This is a genomic window from Streptomyces odontomachicola (genome assembly GCF_039605595.1).
GTDB lineage: Bacteria > Actinomycetota > Actinomycetes > Streptomycetales > Streptomycetaceae > Streptomyces.
Window position 1 is genome coordinate 199,814 of record NZ_JBCFOK010000006.1, and the last position, 16,382, is coordinate 216,195.

The following is a 16,382-nucleotide window of genomic DNA, read 5'->3' on the forward strand; positions in this document are numbered from 1 at the left end:
CAAAATTGCCAGCGTGGGCGCGAAATCGATTTCCACCAACGGGGTTCGAGTTATGCGCACACATGACGACGGAAACAACGAGCGGGCGGACCGGTCCGTTCCCAGGGAACAGGAGGGCGGGCAGCGGCTGGTGCGCCGGTCGACGCTGCTGCGCGCCGCGGGCGCCGTCCTGGCCGGCGGCGCCCTCGCGGCCTGCGGCCCGGATGACAAGGGCAAGGCGTCCGGCGCGGCCAAGGACGCGGCGGGCAAGGGCGCCTCGGGCAAGGCCGGGGTGAAGTCGCAGGCCGAGGCCGCGGGCGGTCCGCCGCCTCCCGGCGGCATCCAGGTCAAGAAGATGGGCGACCTGACAGGGCCCGGGATCACCACCGACTTCGAGATGGAGGCCACCGACCTCGGCATCCCCGCCGTGACGCCGGACGGCCGCACCCTGTTCGTGTTCGGCGACACGTACAAGGAGGGCGGCGAGGGCAAGCCCAACGTCGATCCGCGGAACGACTGGCGGGCGCCGACCGGCCTCTACACCGACGCCAAGGACCTGCCCGCGCTCAACGCGGGCATCAAGTGGACCGACGCGGTGGGCCCGGGCCGCAGGGCCGAGCAGTTCCTGCCGTACGAGCACGTCGGCGGCAAGTACACGGTGCTGCCCTCGGACGTCCTGACCGTCGGCAAGACCATGTACCTCCAGGTCATGGTCAACGAGCCGCTGATGAACGTCATCCGCATGGAGATCTGGACCTCCGAGGACAGCGGCGGCACCTGGAAGAACACCGGGGTGAAGTTCGACCCGAATCTGCAGCGCGGGCTCTTCCAGCTCTGGACCTGGGGGCTGGGCAGCAACGGCTGGGTCTACATCTACTCGACCAAATTCGACCGCAAGAATCCGGTCATCCTCTCCCGGGTCCACTCCAGCAAGATTCTCGACCCGGGTTCGTACGAGGCGTGGGGCTTCCACGACAACCAGTGGAAGTGGGGGCGGCACGAGGCCTCGCCCATCCTGGACGGCCAGTTCGGCGAGATGTGCCTGCGGCCGATGGGCGGCAAGTGGCTGTTCACCTGCTTCAACGCGGGCGCCGGCGCGATCGAGGGCCGGCTCGTGGACACACCGGACTCCAACATCAAGGACGCGCCGGCCAAGACGCTGATCTCCGGCGGCGAGTGGGGCCACGAGGACGACGCGCACGTGGCGCAGCTCTACGGCGGCTATGTGATCCCCGGCTCCACCCTCCAGGAGCTGCACCTCTCGGTGAGCCAGTGGCGCAACCCGGGCGGCTGGCCGTACCACGTGATGCACCACAAGGTCACCGGCGCCTTCTAGGCGGAGGCGGCCGGCGAGGCGCGGGCGGCCCCCACCGCCGGGGCGCCCCGCCACGGGGGCAGGGCCCCGCATCCGTTCCACCCGGGTGCGGGGCCCTCGCACGTAAGCGCCCGGGCCCGAGCCTCAGGTGCGGAAGCGCACCGGCACCGCGTGCAGCCCGTTGATGAAGTTGGACACCAACCGCCGCTCCGGGCCCGCCTGTTCGTACGGCGGCAGGATCCGCAGCGCCTCCTCGTGCAGTACGCGCAGTTGCAGGCGCGCGAAGTGCGCGCCGAGGCACACGTGCGGGCCCTCGCCGAACGCGATGTGCGGGTTGGGGTCCCGCGCCAGGTCCAGGCGCTGCGGCGCGGCGAAGACCCGCTCGTCGAAGTTGGCCGAGGCGTGGAAGACGACCACCTTGTCGCCCTCCGCGATGCGCCGGCCGGCCACCTCGGTGTCCCGCGCCGCGGTGCGCCGGAAGCTCAGCACGGGCGGGTGCCAGCGCAGCAGCTCCTCCACGGCGCGCGCCAGGAACCGCGGCTCGCGCGGCGCGCGTTCGCGCAGCTCACGCTGTGCGTCCGGGTGTCCGGCCAGCGCCAGGAAGCCGCCCGGTGCCGCGCTGCGCACGGTGTCGTTGCCCGCCACGGTCAGCAGGAAGAAGAACATCTCCAGCTCGGGTTCGAGCCCGGGCCCCGCCAGCTCCCGTGCCAGCGCGGTCATCACGTCGTCCGCCGGATGCTCGCGCTTGTGCGCCGCCAACTCCCGCGCGTACGCGAACATCTCCTCCAGCATCGCCGGCGAGCGCGGGTCGGCGGGGCGGCCGTCCGGGCCGCGCACCACGACCGCCTGCTCGGGGTCCTGGTAGCCGATGATCCGCTCCGTCCACTCCAGCAGCAGCCCCCGATCACCCGGCGGAACGCCCAGCAGATCGGCCAGGTTGAGCAGCGCGTACTCGTCGGTCACCGCCCGTACGAGGTCCACCTCGGAGCCCTCGGCGCGGGCCGCGCCGAGTAGCTGCCTGGCACGCTCCCGTACCGCCGCCTCGAAGCGCTCCACCCTGCGCGGCGTGAAAGCGCGGCTGACCAGCGTGCGCAGCCTGCCGTGCCGCGGCGGGTCCTGGTTGAGCATCATGCGCCGGATGAACGGCAGGTCGGCGGGGTCGGGGTCGCGGATCTGGGTGGCGCCGAGGTACGAGGAGAAGTCGCCGGAGGAGCGGAGCACCCGCACCGCGTCCGCGTGCCGCGTCACCGCCCAGAAGCCCGGGCCCGCGGGCCAGTCCAGCACCGGGTGCTCGGGCTGCCAGGCGACCGGGTGCTCCTCGCGCAGCCGCGCGAAGGAGGCGTGCGGGATGCCGGAGGCGTAGATGCGCGGGTCGAAGACGTCGGGGACACCGGCCCCTGCGTCCCGCACCGGCGGCCCCACGGCGGTCACAGGGCACCCGCCTGTGCGGCCCCACCGCCCGCGGCGTCGCCGGAGCCCGTCGCGTCGTCCGCGCGCAGGAAGTCCTCGACGGCGCGGACGAGTTCGAGCGGGGTCTCATCGGCCGGATAGTGTCCGGCGCCGCCGAGTTCGACCAGCTCGGCATGCGGATACCAGCGCAGCCAGGTGGCGCGCAGCCGCTCGGCGGAGAGCGCCGGGTCGAGGGCGCCGGCCAGCACCCGCACCGGGAGCGCCGCGCCCTCCACCTCCCCGTGGAAGTCCTCCAGCGCCCAGGAGTCCAGCCACGCGCGGAACGCCTTCGGATCGCTGCGTTCGACCGAGGTGCGCACCATCAGGTCCAGCCACGCGTCCGGGCGGCGCCCTCCGGTGGTGAAGTCGATGATCGCGCGCCGGTTCCCGGGGTTGCCGGCCGCCCCTGCGAACAGCTCCCACTGCTCGCCCTCCAGCGGGACCCCGCTCGCTGGCACCGGCGCGATGCCGACCAGCCGCCGTACCCGGCCGGGCGCCGCCGCCAGGACGCGCTGGGCCACCGCGGCGCCCATCGAGTGCCCGACCAGCGAGAACCGTTCCCAGCCCAGGTGATCGGCGAGCGCCAGCACATCGCCTGCCGCCTCGGCCGTGGTGAACGCGCCGGGCAGCCCCTTGGCCTCCCCGTAGCCGCGCAGGTCGGGGAGCGCGTAGCGGAAGGAGGCGCGGTCCAGCGAGGGCAGCACCGCGTCGTACGCGGAGCGGTCGGCGAACCAGCCGTGCAGCGCGATCACCCGGTGCGGCCCGTCGCCTGCCAGCGTGTGCGGCAGCGCCACGGGGGCGGCCGGTGCGCGGTCCCCGGCTCCCGTACGGGTCCCGTCCCCGGTCCCTGCAGCAGATCCGTCCATGGCGTCCTCCACCTCGGGCCCGTGCGCGGGACCGCCCTGCCCCGCGGCTGACCACGGTGCCGCCGCGCCGGTACGCGCGCAAGAGCGCCCCGCGGATGGGCGGGAGCATCCTCGTACGTTCGCGAAAACAGCCCTCACCGCATCGGCCGCCTCCGCTCACCAGGCCCAGGACATGCGAGAACCCCCGTTCTCCGGAGGAGGAACCGACCGGAGAACGGGGGTCGTGCGGCGCGGCGCGCGGCCGCCGCGCGGGCCTGCGGGCCGCGGGGCCACGGGGCCCGCCGTGACCGCCGGGGCTCAGCGGTTGTTGACGCCGTTGCCCTTGAGCACCGGGACCTGGTCGATGACCTGGCCGACCGGGATCCCGGCGAGCTGCGTGCTGTTCTTGCCGGGGCTGCTGCCGCCGGGCCCCGCGGCGTTCGCCTGCGTCGCGGTCATCGCGCAGAAACCGACGAGCGAGGCGGCGATCCCCGCGGTCGACAGGATGCGCCGGGTCTTGAGATGCGTCACTGCTGATCCTCCAGCTACGGACCGGGTACGGGGCAACGCCCTGCCCAACTCGGCGGCGGGCGGCCGGTTTTCCGTTTTCACTCCGATGGCGCCGGTTCGAACGGCACGGGCGCCGCGCCGTCCGGCCACCCGGCCGCCCCGGTGAGCACCGCCTCGGCTGCGGCCCACGCGGCGCTCCGGCTGAACGTGCCCTCAGGACGCCACGACCCCGACCTGAGCACCCCGCGTCCGCGGTGACGGGCCGCGACCCTGCGGTGATCGGCCCGCGCGACGAAGGCCCGCAGCGCGCGCTCGTCCCGCCACACGGTGACCGAACCCGATCGCAGGCTGCGCGGATCGGTGTCGATCCACAGCCACATGCCGAGCGCGCCCGGCGTCCCCGGCCAGGTACGCCGGAGCCGCAGCCCGCCCACCAGCGCGCTGAGCGCGGCCGGCAGCCGGTGCGCGGCGAACTCGGTCACGCTCACCAGCGGCGGCCCCTCGCACGCGGAGACGGCGAGAGGGCCGGGCTGCCAGGGCGTACGGCGTATGGACGCGGGTTTCGCGGTGCGCGGGGCGTTCATGGGCTGCCTCCTGAGGCGTGGCGGGAACACGGGCCCGGCCAGCCTAAGAAAGCACGAACGGTCGTGCGGTTAGTTTCCGAAAACGGACTCGGGGAAATGTCCGCCGCCAGGGCCCGTTGTGATCAGTCGCCGGGCAACTCGGCGCCGGGCGCGGCCACTTGGGCGAGCCGGTTGCGGATGCCCGTCGCCGCCCTCCCGTAGCACCCGGTCGTCCCGTGCAGCACCGACTCGGCGTTGGCCGCCTCCAGCAGCGCGACGATCTCGAAGGCGAGCTGCCCGGTGTCGGTCTCCGCGCGCAGCGCGCCCGCGCCGGCCGCCTCCCCGAGGGTGTCCTCGACGAAGCCGACCCAGTCGCGCCGCGCCGCGGCGAGCGCGTCGTGCACCTCGCCCTCGCGGGCGTCGAACTCCGGCGTGACGGAACCGAAGAAGCAGCCGCCGGGGAACACCCGCCGCTCCGAATACTCCAGCCACCCCGCGCACAGCCGCCACACGCGGCCGAGCCCCGGCGGCTCCTCCAGCGCGGGGCGCACCACGTGCTCGCGGTAGACGGCCGCGGCCGCGCGCACGGTCGCGAGCTGCAGCTCCCGCTTCGACCCGAACAGGGTGAAGACCCCGCTCTTGCTCAGCTCCAGCTCCGTCGCCAGCCGCCCCAGCGACAGGCTCTCCAGCCCTTCGACGGAGGCGATCCGCGCGGCGCGCTCCAGTATCAGCCGCCGCGTCCTGTTGCCGCGCTCCACCCGCCCGTCGAGGCGCCCCTCCGCCACGGCACACCCCCTGTCTCCGGCCCGGTCCCCGGCCCGCTCTCCGGTCCGGTCTCCGGCGCGGACGCGGCCGGTCCGCGTCCCCGCGGGAAGCCTACGGTGCGCCCGCGCGCAGGCGTACGGGGACCGAACGGAGCGGTACGGAGGTCGTAGCGCGGGCCGCCCCCGCTCAGTAGCGGCGTTATGCGCGCACCCCGCTTCCGAGGCACGGTGGAAGGGGAACCTCCCGCCGGCGGAGGAACGGAGGACGGAGGAGCGGAGAGGAGCTGCACCATGCAATTCCGTGACCGCGAGCAGGCGGGGCGCGACCTCGCCGCGTGGTTCCTCGCCTGGGCCGACACCGCCGAGCTGGCGGAACCGCTGGTGCTGGCCCTGCCGCGCGGCGGCGTACCCGTCGGCGCCGCCGTGGCACGCGCGCTGCGGGCGCCGCTGGACGTGCAGGTGGCCCGCAAGATCGGCGCGCCGGGGCGCCCGGAGGCCGGGATCGGCGCCGTCGCGGGCGAGGACCCGCCGGTCTTCGACCGCGTCGCGCTCTCCTACCTGGACCTCTCGGAGGAGCAGCTCGCCGACGACGTGGCCCGCGAGCGCACCGAGCTGCACCGCCGCGAACGCCTCTACCGCGAGGGACGCCCGGCCCCCGAAGTGCGCGGCCGCGCCGTGCTGTTGACCGACGACGGGCTGGCCACCGGCATCACCGCGCTGGCCGCGCTGCGGCACCTGCGGGGCCAGGACCCGGGCCGGCTGATCCTCGCCGTGCCGGTCGGCAGCCCGGACACCGCGCGGGCGCTGCGCGGGGAGGCCGACGACGTGGTGTGCCTGCACAGCCCGGAGCGCTTCCACGCGGTGGGCCAGTGGTACGAGCACTTCGACCAGGTCTCCGACGAGGAGGTCATGGACACCCTGCGCTCCTTCCACGCCCACGCCTGAGCACGTACGGGCACGACCCGCGCGCCGGGACCGTCGGGCGGGCCGGGTGGGGACACGGCGCCGCCCGCCGCGTACCGTACGAGCACCGACGATCCGTACGAGACATCCGTACGAGAGGAGAGGCCGTGACCACGCTGCGCACCGCACTGTGCCAGTTCACCTCGGGCGCCGACCCGGAGGAGAACCTGCGTTCTCTCGACGCGCTGGCCAAGCAGGCGTCCGGAGAGGGCGCCAGGCTCGCGGTCTTCCCCGAGGCGGCGATGGCCCGCTTCGGCGTCCCGCTGGCGCCGCTGGCCCAGCCGCTGGACGGACCGTGGGCGGACGGCGTACGGGACATCGCGCGGCGGTACGGACTGACCGTGGTGGCGGGCATGTTCACGCCCGCCGACGACGGCCGGGTGGTCAACACCCTGCTGGCCACGGGCCCCGACGCCGAGGCGTCCTACGACAAGATCCACCTCTACGACGCCTTCGGCTTCCGCGAGTCGGACACCGTGGCGCCCGGTTCGCAGGTCGTCACCATCGACGTGGACGGCGTACGCGTCGGGCTCGCCACCTGCTACGACGTACGGTTCCCCGAGCTGTTCCGCGCCCACGCCGACGCGGGGGCCGTGCTGAGCGTGCTGCCGACGTCCTGGGGCGCGGGCCCCGGCAAGCTCTCCCAGTGGGAACTGCTCACCCGCGCCCGCGCGTTGGACGCCACGGTGTGGCTGGCCGCCGCGGACCAGGCACCTCCGGACCCGTCGGCCGACATCGAGGAGCGCACCAAGGCGCCGACCGGGATCGGGCACTCCCTGCTGATCGGCCCCGACGGCACGATCCGCGAACGCGCGGGCACCGCCCCCGAGGTGCTGATCGCCGACGTGGACACCGAGGAGACGGACCGCGTACGCAAGTCGGTCGCGGTGCTGGACAACCGGCGCCTGTGAACTGACCTCTGTGAAGCGCCGTTTGTAAAGCGAAAGGGGCGGGGGCTCGCGGCCCCCGCCCCTGATCAGCCTGCCGTGCCGGTCACTTCTTCTCCGGCGCCGCCTTCCAGGCCAGCGGCTGGGCGCCCGTGCCGGTGCCGGCGAAGGCCACGGCCAGCGGGCGGTCGCTCTTGGGCAGCAGGTACACCGAGCACTGCGTCACGGTGCCCTTCGGCGCCACCATCCCGTCGGGCTTGCTCTTCGGGCACTGCGGCAGGGCGCTGCCGCTGAAGTCGAGCAGGGTGAGCGGCCGCGTCTCCTGACCCGACACCGTCCGCAGGGTCACGCCGTCCTGCATGTCCGGGTAGAGCTTGTCCTTGCCGCCGTTGCGGTAGGCGAAGGTCACGTAGTACGGGACCTTCTTCTTGTCGTCCGCGTCCAGGTCGAACTTGCCGAGGTCGGACACCTCGCCCTCGCGCACGTTCTTCGGCGTGACCTTCACGGGCACCGACTTGCCGCTGCTGTTCTTCCACGCCGAGTCCGCCGGCTTCCCCGCGGGCAGCACACCGGCCGAACCCTTGCCGTCGCCGGCCTTCCACACGACCGGGTCGGCGTCACCGTCCGCGTACGCCACGCTGCCCGGCTCCTGGCCCTTGGGCAGCATGAAGATCTGGCACAGCTCGGCCTTCCCCTTCGCGGCCAGCTTGTCCGGCGCGCCCTTGCGGCAGCCGGCGGGCAGCGGCGACTCGGTGGAGAGCCCGCCGCCGGAGAACACCTGGACCGGCTTGCCCGCGGTGCCGTCGGCGGTGCTGAGCGAGAGGTTCCGCTCGGGCGAGGGGCTCTCGAGCGTGCTCGAGTCCTCGTTGGTGACGGAGACGGTGAGGTAGTACGGCACCATCCCCTTCAAGCCGTCGTCCAGCCGGACCTTCTCGAGGTCGGAGGCGGAGCCGCGAGCCAGGCTCTTGGGCGCGACGGTCAGCGGGTGCGCCTTGTCGTCGCTGTCCGTCCAGTACGCGCTCTGCTCGGTCGACTGCACCTTCACCGGCTGCGCCTTGCCGCCCTGGGCGCCGGACGTGTCCTTGTCCGCCGACTGCCCGCCGCCACCGCATCCCGCGGCGAGCAGCATGAGCGCCCCCGCGCTCGCCAGACCGGCCAATCCCCTGTATACGCGCACGTTGTCCCCGTTTTTTCAGATGTGTCGCTGGTTCCGGCCGTGCGGCCGGGCCGCGACAGATTACCGGCACATCCGGCCCTCATGTCACAGGGGCCTCAGGCGTACCGGGCGGGGGAGAGGGACGGGGAGGGGAGGACGTGGAGGGGCCGGGCGGGGAGCGGCGAACAAGCGGTGGCCGGCGGCCTGGCGCGCTACAGGGGGAGGAGCCCCTGTCCGACTGGCGGCGCGAGGGCCCGGCTGCTGCGCTCCGCCGGGCCCGGCCCCTGTCCTGGGGGGGGAGGGCGCGTCAGTGCGAGACGCCGTTGCCCTTCAGCACCGGGACCTCCTTGAGGGTCTTGCCCAGCTCGGTGTCGTCGAGGCCCTTGGTCTTGCCGCCCTTGTCCTCGCCGTCGCCCTTCACGCTCTGCGAGTGGTTGGCGTCGTCCTGCGGCGCGGCCATGGCCTGCGGAGCGGTCATCGCGACAACACCGACGAGGGAGGCGGCTACTCCCGCGCCCGACAGAATCTTCTTGATCACTTGGTGTCCTTCGCTCATCTCTCGTGTGCGGAAAACCTGATGTGGGGGCACCGTGCCTAACTCGCCTGCCGCTGTGCGGTGTTGAACTTTCACCTGATTGGCGTGGCCCACCCCGGCCCTTGTTCCCGGCGCGATGACGAGCCGCGATGACGAGCCCTGCGGCGCGGCCCCTGGTCAGTCGTGCGGGGGCCGGTTGCTCAGGCGGTGGTCGGCGAGGTTCAGCGCCTCGTCGACGACGCGGCGCAGATGCCCGTCGCGCAGCGAGTAGATGACGCGGCGCCCGTCCTTGCGGGTGTCCACGAGCCCGGCCAGCCTGAGCCGCGCGAGGTGCTGGCTCACGGCCGTGCGGGCGGCGCCGCAGGAGTCGGTGAGGGTGCCGACGTCGGCCTCGCCGTCCGCGAGGCGGTGCAGCAGCGCGAGCCTCGTGCGGTCGCCGAGCAGCGCGAGGAGCTCGGCGGCGAGCGCGTACTGCTCCTCGCCCGGTGTGCGCGGGTGCGCGTCGGCGCCGGACGTCCGGTGCGTGCGTGCGTTCATGCGCACATGGTGTGCAGGTGCGGGGCTCCGCGTCCACGCGGGAGGGGCGGCCGGCCCAACGCGGGCCGCCCGCGCGGAGGTTGGTGCGGGTGCGGCGCGCCGTGGCCGGAACGTGGCGTGCGTACGGGCGTGTTCACCCCGTGGCCAACTGGCCGGGCTGTACTGCACGCGCCACAGGGGACCCACCGGGCCCACCCTCACCCCACAGGAGGCGCACACCATGGCCGGCATCACGAGCACTCCCGCACGTTCCGCACGTTCCGCACGGACCGCTCCCGGCCTCGCGCTGGCCGTCCTCACCTGCGCGGGCGTACTGGCCGCAGCGGGCACGGCGTACGCGCTGCCGAGCAAGGCGCAGTGGGAGGCCGACGTGAAGAAGGCGGTGGCTCCGGCGCAGCAGTACCTCAAGGAGCGGCTGCCCGCCGAAGGCGACAAGCCCGCGCTCGTGCTGGACATCGACAACACGTCGCTGGCCAGCGAGTACGACGAGGGCAAGCCGGTGAAGCCGACGCTGGAGCTCGCGCGGTACGCGAAGGAGCACGGCGCGAGCGTGCAGTTCGTGACCAACCGCAAGGAGCGGGGGCGCGAGGAGACGCGGCGGGACCTGCGCGCCGCGGGCTTCCCGGTGGACGGGCTGTGCATGCGGCAGAAGGGCGACGACTCGTCCAAGGAGAAGATGAAGACCGCCTGCCGCGAGGGCATCGAGGAGCGCGGCGCCACCATCGTGGCCAACGTCGGCAACCGCGACACCGACCTCGCGGGCGGCCACGCGGAGCGCACCTTCAAGCTGCCCGACTACGACGGCGAACTCTCCTAGCGGCCGGTCCCGGCTGCCGCCGGGCCACTCCTTCGGCGGCATGCGGTGCGGGCCGGTGCCGTGTGCCCGTGCGGCCCGGCAGCGCGCGGGAGGGGTCGCCCGCGGGGCGCCGGGAGGTCGCGCGGCCGGGGGAGCGGGGCGGGTGCGAGGTGGCCGGTGCGGGGTTAGAAAGTTGTCCGTCCGGATGCACGACCGTCAGACGGCCGATCCGTGGCCCGGTGCATTCGGTCTGGACAAGAAGAAGGAACATGACCAGCGATTCTGCTCACGTCAGACCCCAGTCCCCGACCGTGGCCAACTCCCTTCCCCCGCACCCCGTTCCGCGTACGACGGCCGAGCTCTCCGACGCGGCGACCTCGCTCCAGTGGGGCACGGCCGCCTTCGGCCCGCCGGTCCCGCCGCCCGCCACGGAGGCGGCCGGCGAAGAGGGGGAGGCGGCCCATGGCCGCTCCCCGTTCGCGGAGGGGTACGCGAACGGCCACGCCCCCACCGACCGGCCTCCCGATCACCCCGAACCCCTCGATCCCTTCGATCAGCCCGACGGGCCCGATCCGGTGCGCGGGCTCGTGCGTACCGCCGTCGTCGCGCAGCGGCTCGACGACGTGTCGCGGCTCATCGCGCTGCTGGAGGACTCCCCGGACGGTGCCCGCGCCTCGCGCGAGGCGCTGCGGGTGGCCGCGGTGGACCGTCCAGTGGACGAGTTCACCCAGCTCGTGGCGCTGCTCTCGGCACCGCCGCACACGCCGGGCCGCGCCGATGAGGCGATCCGCGCCGCGGCCGAGCACCGCCCCATCGCCGAGGTCGGCCACCTGATGGCGCTGCTGCACACCCCCGCGTACGACGAGTGGCGGGACAGCGCGGCGCACCCCGGCGAAGAGGCCGTCAAGGCCGCCGCCTCCACCCGGTCCGTCGAGGAGCTGGTGCAGCTCATCGGCCGGCTGGAGGACCGCAGCGCCGGAGCGGCCGGTGAACGCTCGCCGTTCGCCGCCGAATCGGGGAGCGGCATACTGGACGGCGGGCTGCCGGACCCCGAGGACAGCGCGCTGCTGGACGGCGCCGGGGCGTCGGCCGCGGCGGGACCGGCCACCAGGGCGACCGCCGCCGATGACTCCGACACGAAGCGCTCGCGCTTCTCCCGCATCGCGCCGGGTGACTGGTTCCAGTGGGCGGCGGGCGCCGCGCTGCTGGTGTGCGGAGCGGCGCACTTCCCGCTGGGCGGGGGCGGCGCCTCGCCGTACGCCTACGGCCTGTCGGCCGCGGCGTCCGTGCTGTGCCTGGTGCTGTCGGTGCTGGTATCCGTACGGAGCTGGCTGCCCGCGCTCGCGGCCGGTGTACTGGTTCCCGGGGTGCTGGCGGCGAGCCACGCGCTGGGCTGGCTGTTCGGCGGCCTCGCGCTGAGCCGCGTGTGGGCGGGCTCGCTCGCACCGCCGTCACTCGCGGCGCCGGCCGCCGGACTCGCGGCGCTGGTCTCCCTCGGGGCACTGGCGTGGTCCCTGCGGAGCAGGATGCGCGCGGCGCACTGACACGGCGCGCACACCACGTACGGCAGCACGTAGGCAGCCGTACGGCAGCGCGAAGGCGCCCGGGCCGTCACCGTCTCCTCCGGCGGCGGCCCGGGCGCTGCGCTGTCGTGAGAAGCGCCGGCCTGCGGGGGTTAACTCCCGCTCGTCAGCGGCCCGTTGCCGAGGCCAGTACGCGGCCCAGCGTTTCGAGTGCGGACTCCAGCTCCTCGCGGGTGATGGTCAGCGGCGGGGCGAGCCGGATCGTGGAGCCGTGGGTGTCCTTGACCAGGACGCCCTCCGCCATGAGGAGCTCGCTGATCGCCCGGCCCGTGCCCAGCGCGGGGTCGATGTCGACGCCGGCCCACAGCCCGCGCACCCGGTGTCCCGTGACGCCCTTGCCGATCAGCGCGTCGAGGCCGGAGCGCAGCACGCTCTCCAGCTCCGCTGCCCGGCGCTGGTACTCGCCGGTGCGCAGCAGCTCCACCACGGCCGAACCGACCGCCGCCGCGAGCGGGTTGCCGCCGAAGGTCGAGCCGTGCTCCCCGGGGTGCAGCACCTCCATGACCTCGCGGCGGGCGACCACTGCGGAGACCGGGACGATGCCGCCGCCCAGCGCCTTGCCGAGCAGCAGGACGTCGGGCAGCACCTGCTCGTGGTCCACGGCCAGGGTCGTACCGGTGCGGCCCAGGCCCGACTGGATCTCGTCGGCGATGAACAGGCAGCCCTGCCGGCGCGTCAGCTCGCGCACCCCGGCGAGGTAGCCCTCGTCCGGAATGATCACGCCCGCCTCGCCCTGGACGGGCTCGATCAGCACGGCGGCCGTGGTCGCGTCCACGGCCTCCTCCAGCGCGGCGAGGTCGTTGTACGGGACGACGCGGAAGCCGGGTGCGAAGGGCCCGAAGCCGGTACGCGCCTCCGGGTCGCTGGAGAAGCCGACCAGCGTGGTGGTGCGGCCGTGGAAGTTGTCGGCCGCGACCACGATCGTGGCCTGGTCCTCGGGCACGCCCTTCACGTCGTACGCCCACTTGCGCGCGACCTTGATGCCGCTCTCCACGGCCTCGGCGCCGGTGTTCATCGGCAGGACCATGTCCAGCCCTGTCAGCTCGGCCAAGCCGGCGGCGAAACCGGCCAGTTGGTCGTTGTGGAAGGCCCGCGAGGTGAGGGTGACCCGCTCCAGCTGGCGGCGGGCGGCCTCCAGCAGCGTGGGGTGCCTGTGCCCGAAGTTGAGCGCCGAGTACCCGGCGAGCATGTCCAGGTAGCGGCGCCCCTCCACGTCCTCGATCCACACGCCCTCGGCGCGCGAGACGACCACGGGCAGCGGGTGGTAGTTGTGCGCGAGCACCGGGGCCTCGGCGCCGATCAGCTCCTGGGAGGAGGGGCCTGCGGGTGTGGGGGTTCCGGCGCCGTCGGGGCGGACTGTCGCGGTCATGAGCGGATCTCCTGAGTGCAGCACTTGATGCCGCCGCCTGCCTTGCGCAGCTCGGACAGGTCGACGGGCACGGGGACATAGCCGAGGGCTTCGAGCCGCCGGATCAGGTCGCCGGCGGCGGGCGGGACGAAGACGTGCCGCCCGTCGGAGACGGAGTTGAGCCCGAAGGCCGCGGCGTCCTGGCCGGTGGCGGTCACCGCGTCGGGGAACAGCCGCTCCAGCACCTCGCGGCTGCCCGGGGAGAAGGCCTCCGGGTAGTAGGCGATGTTCTCCTCGTCGAGAGCGAACAGCGCCGTGTCCAGGTGGTAGAAGTACGGGTCCACCAGGCGCAGTCCGATCACCGGCACCCCGAAGAACTCCTGCGCCTCGCGGTGTGCCCGCGGACTCGTACGGAATCCCGAGCCCGCCAGCACGAAGCCGCCGGCCGGCACGAGATCGCCCTCGCCCTCGCACACCGACTCCGGCACGTGCACCTCGTACCCGGCCGACTTGAACCAGGTCTCGTACGCGGCCGACTCCGGGCGCCGTTCGGGGGCGTGGAAGCGGGAGCCGAAGACGCGGCCCTCCAGCGTCAGGGCCGCGTTCGCGGCGAAGACCATGTCCGGCAGGCCCGGCACCGGCTGCACGGTCTCCACCGTGTGCCCGTGCTCGCGGTAGGCGCTGACCAGCGCCTCCCACTGGCGCAGGGCCAGCGCGGCGTCGACCGGCTCCTCGGTGTTCATCCAGGGGTTGATGGCGTACTGCACGGCGAAGTGCCGCGGCTCGCAGACGAGAAAGCGTCTGGGGCGCTGCGCACGCGGGGTGGGCACGTCGGGGCACCTCCGGGTTCCTGCGGTGGCGGGGATGCCGTCAACGGTAGAAAGCGGCGGAAACGCGGCACAAGATCATAATGCTGCGTGTCCGCGCCGGGATGCTGCGCGCAATCCCCGGTCAGCGCAGTTCTGTTGCGTCCTCCGGCTCCGCTGCGCCGGATGTCCCCGCCGGGTACGTCGCCTCGCGTACGGCGGACGTGCCCGCGCCCGCCTCGGGGCTGTCGGGGAGGAGGTGGGAGAGCACCATGTAGCTGATCGTCTTGCGCACGAAGGGCTCGGCCCTGATGCGCTCCAGCACCTCCTCGAAGTGCTCCACGTCGGTGGTGCGCACGTGCAGCAGCGCGTCGGCGCCGCCGGACACGGTCATCGCCGCGGTGATCTCCGGGTAGTGCCGCACCACTTCGGCCAGCCGCCGGGGAGGCGCGGCGCTGTCGCAGTACACCTCGATGTACGCCTCGGTGCGCCAGCCGAGCGCCGCGGGCCGCACCGTGGCGGTGAACCCGGTGATCACGCCGGTCTCGCGCATCCTGTCCACCCGGCGCTTCACGGCCGTCGCCGAGAGCCCGATCTCGCCGCCGATGTCCGCGAAGCTCCGCCTGGCGTTCGCGGTGAGCGCCGCGACGATCTTGCGGTCCAGCGCGTCGAACGATCCGGGGTGGCTGGCCATGGTGACGGCTCCTGCTGCTGCTCGGCTGGGTGTGCGGTGTGCGGTGTGCGGTGTGCGGTTCCGGCGGTTCTGACGGAGGGTCGCTCCGCTGCTCCGGCCGGGGGTTCGCACTGTATCCAGCGCGTCGCGTGCCGTACGCCGCCGTGTCAGCCGCTCATCCCGGTCACCCGCAGCGTGATGTTGAGCCGTCCCGCGCCGAGCCCGGTCGCCGGGTCGCCGGTGCCGGGCAGGATCCGGGGAACCCCGTGGTACGCGTAGCGGGAGGGGCCGCCGAACACGAACAGGTCGCCCGAGGCGAGCTCCACGTCGGTGTAGGGGCGGCCCCTGTTCTCGGTGTTGCCGAAGCGGAAGACGCAGGAGTCGCCGACGGTGAGCGAGACGACGGGGGCGCTGGAGCGCTCGTCCTTGTCCTGGTGCATGCCCATCTTCGCGGCGGCGTCGTAGAAGTTCACGAGCGCGGTGTCGGGCGCGTACTCCGCCACCCGCACCCCGTCTCCGTACGCGCCCTCCTCCCCGTACGCCTCGGCCACCGCGGCGCGGCCCCACTCGGCGAGCCAGGGCGGCAGCTCGGCGACGCGGGCGCCGTTCACGTCCTCGGCGGTGCGGGTGTAGCGGTACGGGGCCCAATGCCAGCCGAGGCACACCGTCTGCACCGACATGACGCCGCCGCGCGGCAGGCGGGTGTGCCGGATCGGCACCGGACCCATGGCCCAGGCCCGGCAGGCGGTGACGAGCTCGCGCTGCTCCTCGGCGCCGAGCCAGCCGGGCACGTGCACGGCGCCGGGGGCGATCTCCCGCCGGGGGAGGGGCATCAGCGCGTTCACGCGTCACCTCCGGTGGGTCGGTCGTTCGCTGGTCCTGTCCGGTCCTGTCCTGCGCATTCCAGTGTGCGGGGCGTGGCCTCGTACGCGGCTCCCGGCCCCGGTGTCATGCGGGCGGCATCACCCCCTCGTGCGCGAGTAGCTGCTGCTTGCGGTCGAGGCCGCCCGCGTACCCGGTCAGCGAGCCGTCGGCGCCCAGCACGCGGTGGCAGGGCCGGATCACGGACAGCGGGTTGGAGCCGACGGCCGTGCCCACGGCTCGGGCCGCGCCGCGCGGGGCGCCGATTTTGGCGGCGATCTCGCCGTAGGTGACGGTGCCGCCGTACGGGACGGCGTCCAGCACCTCCCACACGCGCCGCTGGAACTCCGAGCCCGTGGCCACGAATTCGAGCGTGAAGCGGGTGAGGTCGCCGGCGAAGTACGCGCGGAGCTGGTCCGCGATCACGCGGAACGCCTCCTCGTCGGCCACCCACTCCGGCCGTACCACCGCCCCGCCCTTCTGCCCGGGCACGGACACCGAGGCGAGCGCGGTGCCGCCGGGTGCGGTCGCGGACTCCTCGCCGACCAGCAGCAGTTCGCCCAGCGGGCTGTCCATCCTCGTGTAGAGCGTCATGGCCTGGGCCTCCTTCGGGGAGGGCGCCGTGTCTGCGTACGGCGCCTTTCACCTCCCACTCTGCGGCCTGCGGAGGTCCGAGTCCGGCGGGAATCGGACATGGGCGTGGGGGAGGAGAACCAGCGTTCTCCTTCCCGTTCCCCGCCGCCGTCGCCGGGCTCCCCCGCCGATCGGCGGGGGCGGGTCGGGCTGCGGAGGGAGCCGTTCGGGCGGGAACC

Annotated in this window: 18 protein-coding genes; 5 read left to right on the forward strand and 13 right to left on the reverse strand. The window is 73.7% G+C overall.

The annotated features are described in order from the left end of the window. Positions 1-52 precede the first annotated feature (52 nt). Positions 53-1,315 carry a DUF4185 domain-containing protein gene (locus tag ABEE00_RS13275; RefSeq protein WP_345745611.1) on the forward strand — a complete coding sequence of 421 codons (1,263 nt, stop codon included), beginning with the start codon at positions 53-55 and terminating at the stop codon, positions 1,313-1,315. A 123-nt stretch (positions 1,316-1,438) separates the two neighbouring features. On the opposite strand, the gene ABEE00_RS13280 is transcribed toward ABEE00_RS13275, so the two are convergent. The 5 genes from ABEE00_RS13280 to ABEE00_RS13300 form a co-directional block, all read right to left on the reverse strand. Further along, positions 1,439-2,725: a cytochrome P450 gene (locus ABEE00_RS13280; protein ID WP_345745612.1), complete on the reverse strand. Its 1,287-nt coding sequence runs from the start codon at positions 2,723-2,725 to the stop codon at positions 1,439-1,441. Next, positions 2,722-3,609: an alpha/beta fold hydrolase gene (locus ABEE00_RS13285; RefSeq protein WP_345745613.1), complete on the reverse strand. Its 888-nt coding sequence runs from the start codon at positions 3,607-3,609 to the stop codon at positions 2,722-2,724. The genes ABEE00_RS13280 and ABEE00_RS13285 overlap by 4 nt, the downstream gene beginning before the upstream one ends. Positions 3,610-3,906: 297 nt before the next feature. Continuing rightward, complete coding sequence (locus ABEE00_RS13290) at positions 3,907-4,119, reverse strand: hypothetical protein (protein ID WP_345745614.1); 213 nt, start codon at positions 4,117-4,119, stop codon at positions 3,907-3,909. Positions 4,120-4,196: 77 nt separating this feature from the next. Beyond that, complete coding sequence (locus ABEE00_RS13295; RefSeq protein ID WP_345745615.1) at positions 4,197-4,682, reverse strand: antibiotic biosynthesis monooxygenase family protein; 486 nt, start codon at positions 4,680-4,682, stop codon at positions 4,197-4,199. A gap of 122 nt (positions 4,683-4,804) precedes the next feature. Continuing rightward, positions 4,805-5,446: a TetR/AcrR family transcriptional regulator gene (locus ABEE00_RS13300; RefSeq protein ID WP_345745616.1), complete on the reverse strand. Its 642-nt coding sequence runs from the start codon at positions 5,444-5,446 to the stop codon at positions 4,805-4,807. A gap of 270 nt (positions 5,447-5,716) precedes the next feature. Between ABEE00_RS13300 and ABEE00_RS13305 the strand changes: the two genes are divergently transcribed. Continuing rightward, positions 5,717-6,370, forward strand: a complete 654-nt coding sequence (locus tag ABEE00_RS13305) for a phosphoribosyltransferase (protein ID WP_345745617.1) — start codon at positions 5,717-5,719, stop codon at positions 6,368-6,370. A 134-nt stretch (positions 6,371-6,504) separates the two neighbouring features. After that, a complete protein-coding gene (locus ABEE00_RS13310; protein ID WP_345745857.1) occupies positions 6,505-7,299 on the forward strand; it encodes a carbon-nitrogen hydrolase family protein in 795 nt (264 codons plus the stop codon). An 82-nt stretch (positions 7,300-7,381) separates the two neighbouring features. On the opposite strand, the gene ABEE00_RS13315 is transcribed toward ABEE00_RS13310, so the two are convergent. The 3 genes from ABEE00_RS13315 to ABEE00_RS13325 form a co-directional block, all read right to left on the reverse strand. Further along, complete coding sequence (locus tag ABEE00_RS13315) at positions 7,382-8,452, reverse strand: hypothetical protein (RefSeq protein WP_345745618.1); 1,071 nt, start codon at positions 8,450-8,452, stop codon at positions 7,382-7,384. A 286-nt stretch (positions 8,453-8,738) separates the two neighbouring features. Beyond that, complete coding sequence (locus tag ABEE00_RS13320; protein WP_345745619.1) at positions 8,739-8,969, reverse strand: hypothetical protein; 231 nt, start codon at positions 8,967-8,969, stop codon at positions 8,739-8,741. A 174-nt stretch (positions 8,970-9,143) separates the two neighbouring features. Next, positions 9,144-9,503 carry an ArsR/SmtB family transcription factor gene (locus ABEE00_RS13325; protein ID WP_345745620.1) on the reverse strand — a complete coding sequence of 120 codons (360 nt, stop codon included), beginning with the start codon at positions 9,501-9,503 and terminating at the stop codon, positions 9,144-9,146. A 220-nt stretch (positions 9,504-9,723) separates the two neighbouring features. Between ABEE00_RS13325 and ABEE00_RS13330 the strand changes: the two genes are divergently transcribed. Next, positions 9,724-10,320: an HAD family acid phosphatase gene (locus ABEE00_RS13330; RefSeq protein WP_345745621.1), complete on the forward strand. Its 597-nt coding sequence runs from the start codon at positions 9,724-9,726 to the stop codon at positions 10,318-10,320. A gap of 248 nt (positions 10,321-10,568) precedes the next feature. Beyond that, positions 10,569-11,843: a hypothetical protein gene (locus ABEE00_RS13335; RefSeq protein ID WP_345745622.1), complete on the forward strand. Its 1,275-nt coding sequence runs from the start codon at positions 10,569-10,571 to the stop codon at positions 11,841-11,843. A gap of 145 nt (positions 11,844-11,988) precedes the next feature. Here the strand turns inward: ABEE00_RS13335 and rocD are convergent, their stop codons facing one another. From rocD to ABEE00_RS13360, 5 genes are all read right to left on the reverse strand, one after another. Beyond that, on the reverse strand, positions 11,989-13,251 hold the full coding sequence (gene rocD, locus ABEE00_RS13340; protein WP_345745623.1) for an ornithine--oxo-acid transaminase: 1,263 nt from the start codon (positions 13,249-13,251) through the stop codon (positions 11,989-11,991). Beyond that, complete coding sequence (gene ddaH / locus ABEE00_RS13345; protein WP_345745624.1) at positions 13,248-14,060, reverse strand: dimethylargininase; 813 nt, start codon at positions 14,058-14,060, stop codon at positions 13,248-13,250. The genes rocD and ddaH overlap by 4 nt, the downstream gene beginning before the upstream one ends. Before the next feature lie 121 nt (positions 14,061-14,181). Then, complete coding sequence (locus ABEE00_RS13350) at positions 14,182-14,730, reverse strand: Lrp/AsnC family transcriptional regulator (RefSeq protein ID WP_345745625.1); 549 nt, start codon at positions 14,728-14,730, stop codon at positions 14,182-14,184. A gap of 146 nt (positions 14,731-14,876) precedes the next feature. Then, the gene (locus ABEE00_RS13355) at positions 14,877-15,554 is read right to left on the reverse strand and encodes an alpha-ketoglutarate-dependent dioxygenase AlkB family protein (protein ID WP_451918565.1); all 678 of its coding nucleotides are present in this window, start codon (positions 15,552-15,554) and stop codon (positions 14,877-14,879) included. A 103-nt stretch (positions 15,555-15,657) separates the two neighbouring features. Beyond that, positions 15,658-16,164 carry a methylated-DNA--[protein]-cysteine S-methyltransferase gene (locus ABEE00_RS13360; RefSeq protein ID WP_345745626.1) on the reverse strand — a complete coding sequence of 169 codons (507 nt, stop codon included), beginning with the start codon at positions 16,162-16,164 and terminating at the stop codon, positions 15,658-15,660. Positions 16,165-16,382: the final 218 nt, after the last annotated feature.

Bases quoted from the DNA above. Each gene is read 5' to 3' on its own strand.
- ABEE00_RS13275 (WP_345745611.1), top strand. From the start codon at position 53: ATGCGCACACATGACGACGGAAACAACGAGCGGGCGGACCGGTCCGTT.
- ABEE00_RS13285 (WP_345745613.1), bottom strand. From the start codon at position 3,609: ATGGACGGATCTGCTGCAGGGACCGGGGACGGGACCCGTACGGGAGCC.
- ABEE00_RS13295 (WP_345745615.1), bottom strand. From the start codon at position 4,682: ATGAACGCCCCGCGCACCGCGAAACCCGCGTCCATACGCCGTACGCCC.
- ABEE00_RS13305 (WP_345745617.1), top strand. From the start codon at position 5,717: ATGCAATTCCGTGACCGCGAGCAGGCGGGGCGCGACCTCGCCGCGTGG.
- ABEE00_RS13325 (WP_345745620.1), bottom strand. From the start codon at position 9,503: ATGAACGCACGCACGCACCGGACGTCCGGCGCCGACGCGCACCCGCGC.
- ABEE00_RS13330 (WP_345745621.1), top strand. From the start codon at position 9,724: ATGGCCGGCATCACGAGCACTCCCGCACGTTCCGCACGTTCCGCACGG.
- ABEE00_RS13335 (WP_345745622.1), top strand. From the start codon at position 10,569: ATGACCAGCGATTCTGCTCACGTCAGACCCCAGTCCCCGACCGTGGCC.
- rocD (WP_345745623.1), bottom strand. From the start codon at position 13,251: ATGACCGCGACAGTCCGCCCCGACGGCGCCGGAACCCCCACACCCGCA.
- ABEE00_RS13350 (WP_345745625.1), bottom strand. From the start codon at position 14,730: ATGGCCAGCCACCCCGGATCGTTCGACGCGCTGGACCGCAAGATCGTC.
- ABEE00_RS13360 (WP_345745626.1), bottom strand. From the start codon at position 16,164: ATGACGCTCTACACGAGGATGGACAGCCCGCTGGGCGAACTGCTGCTG.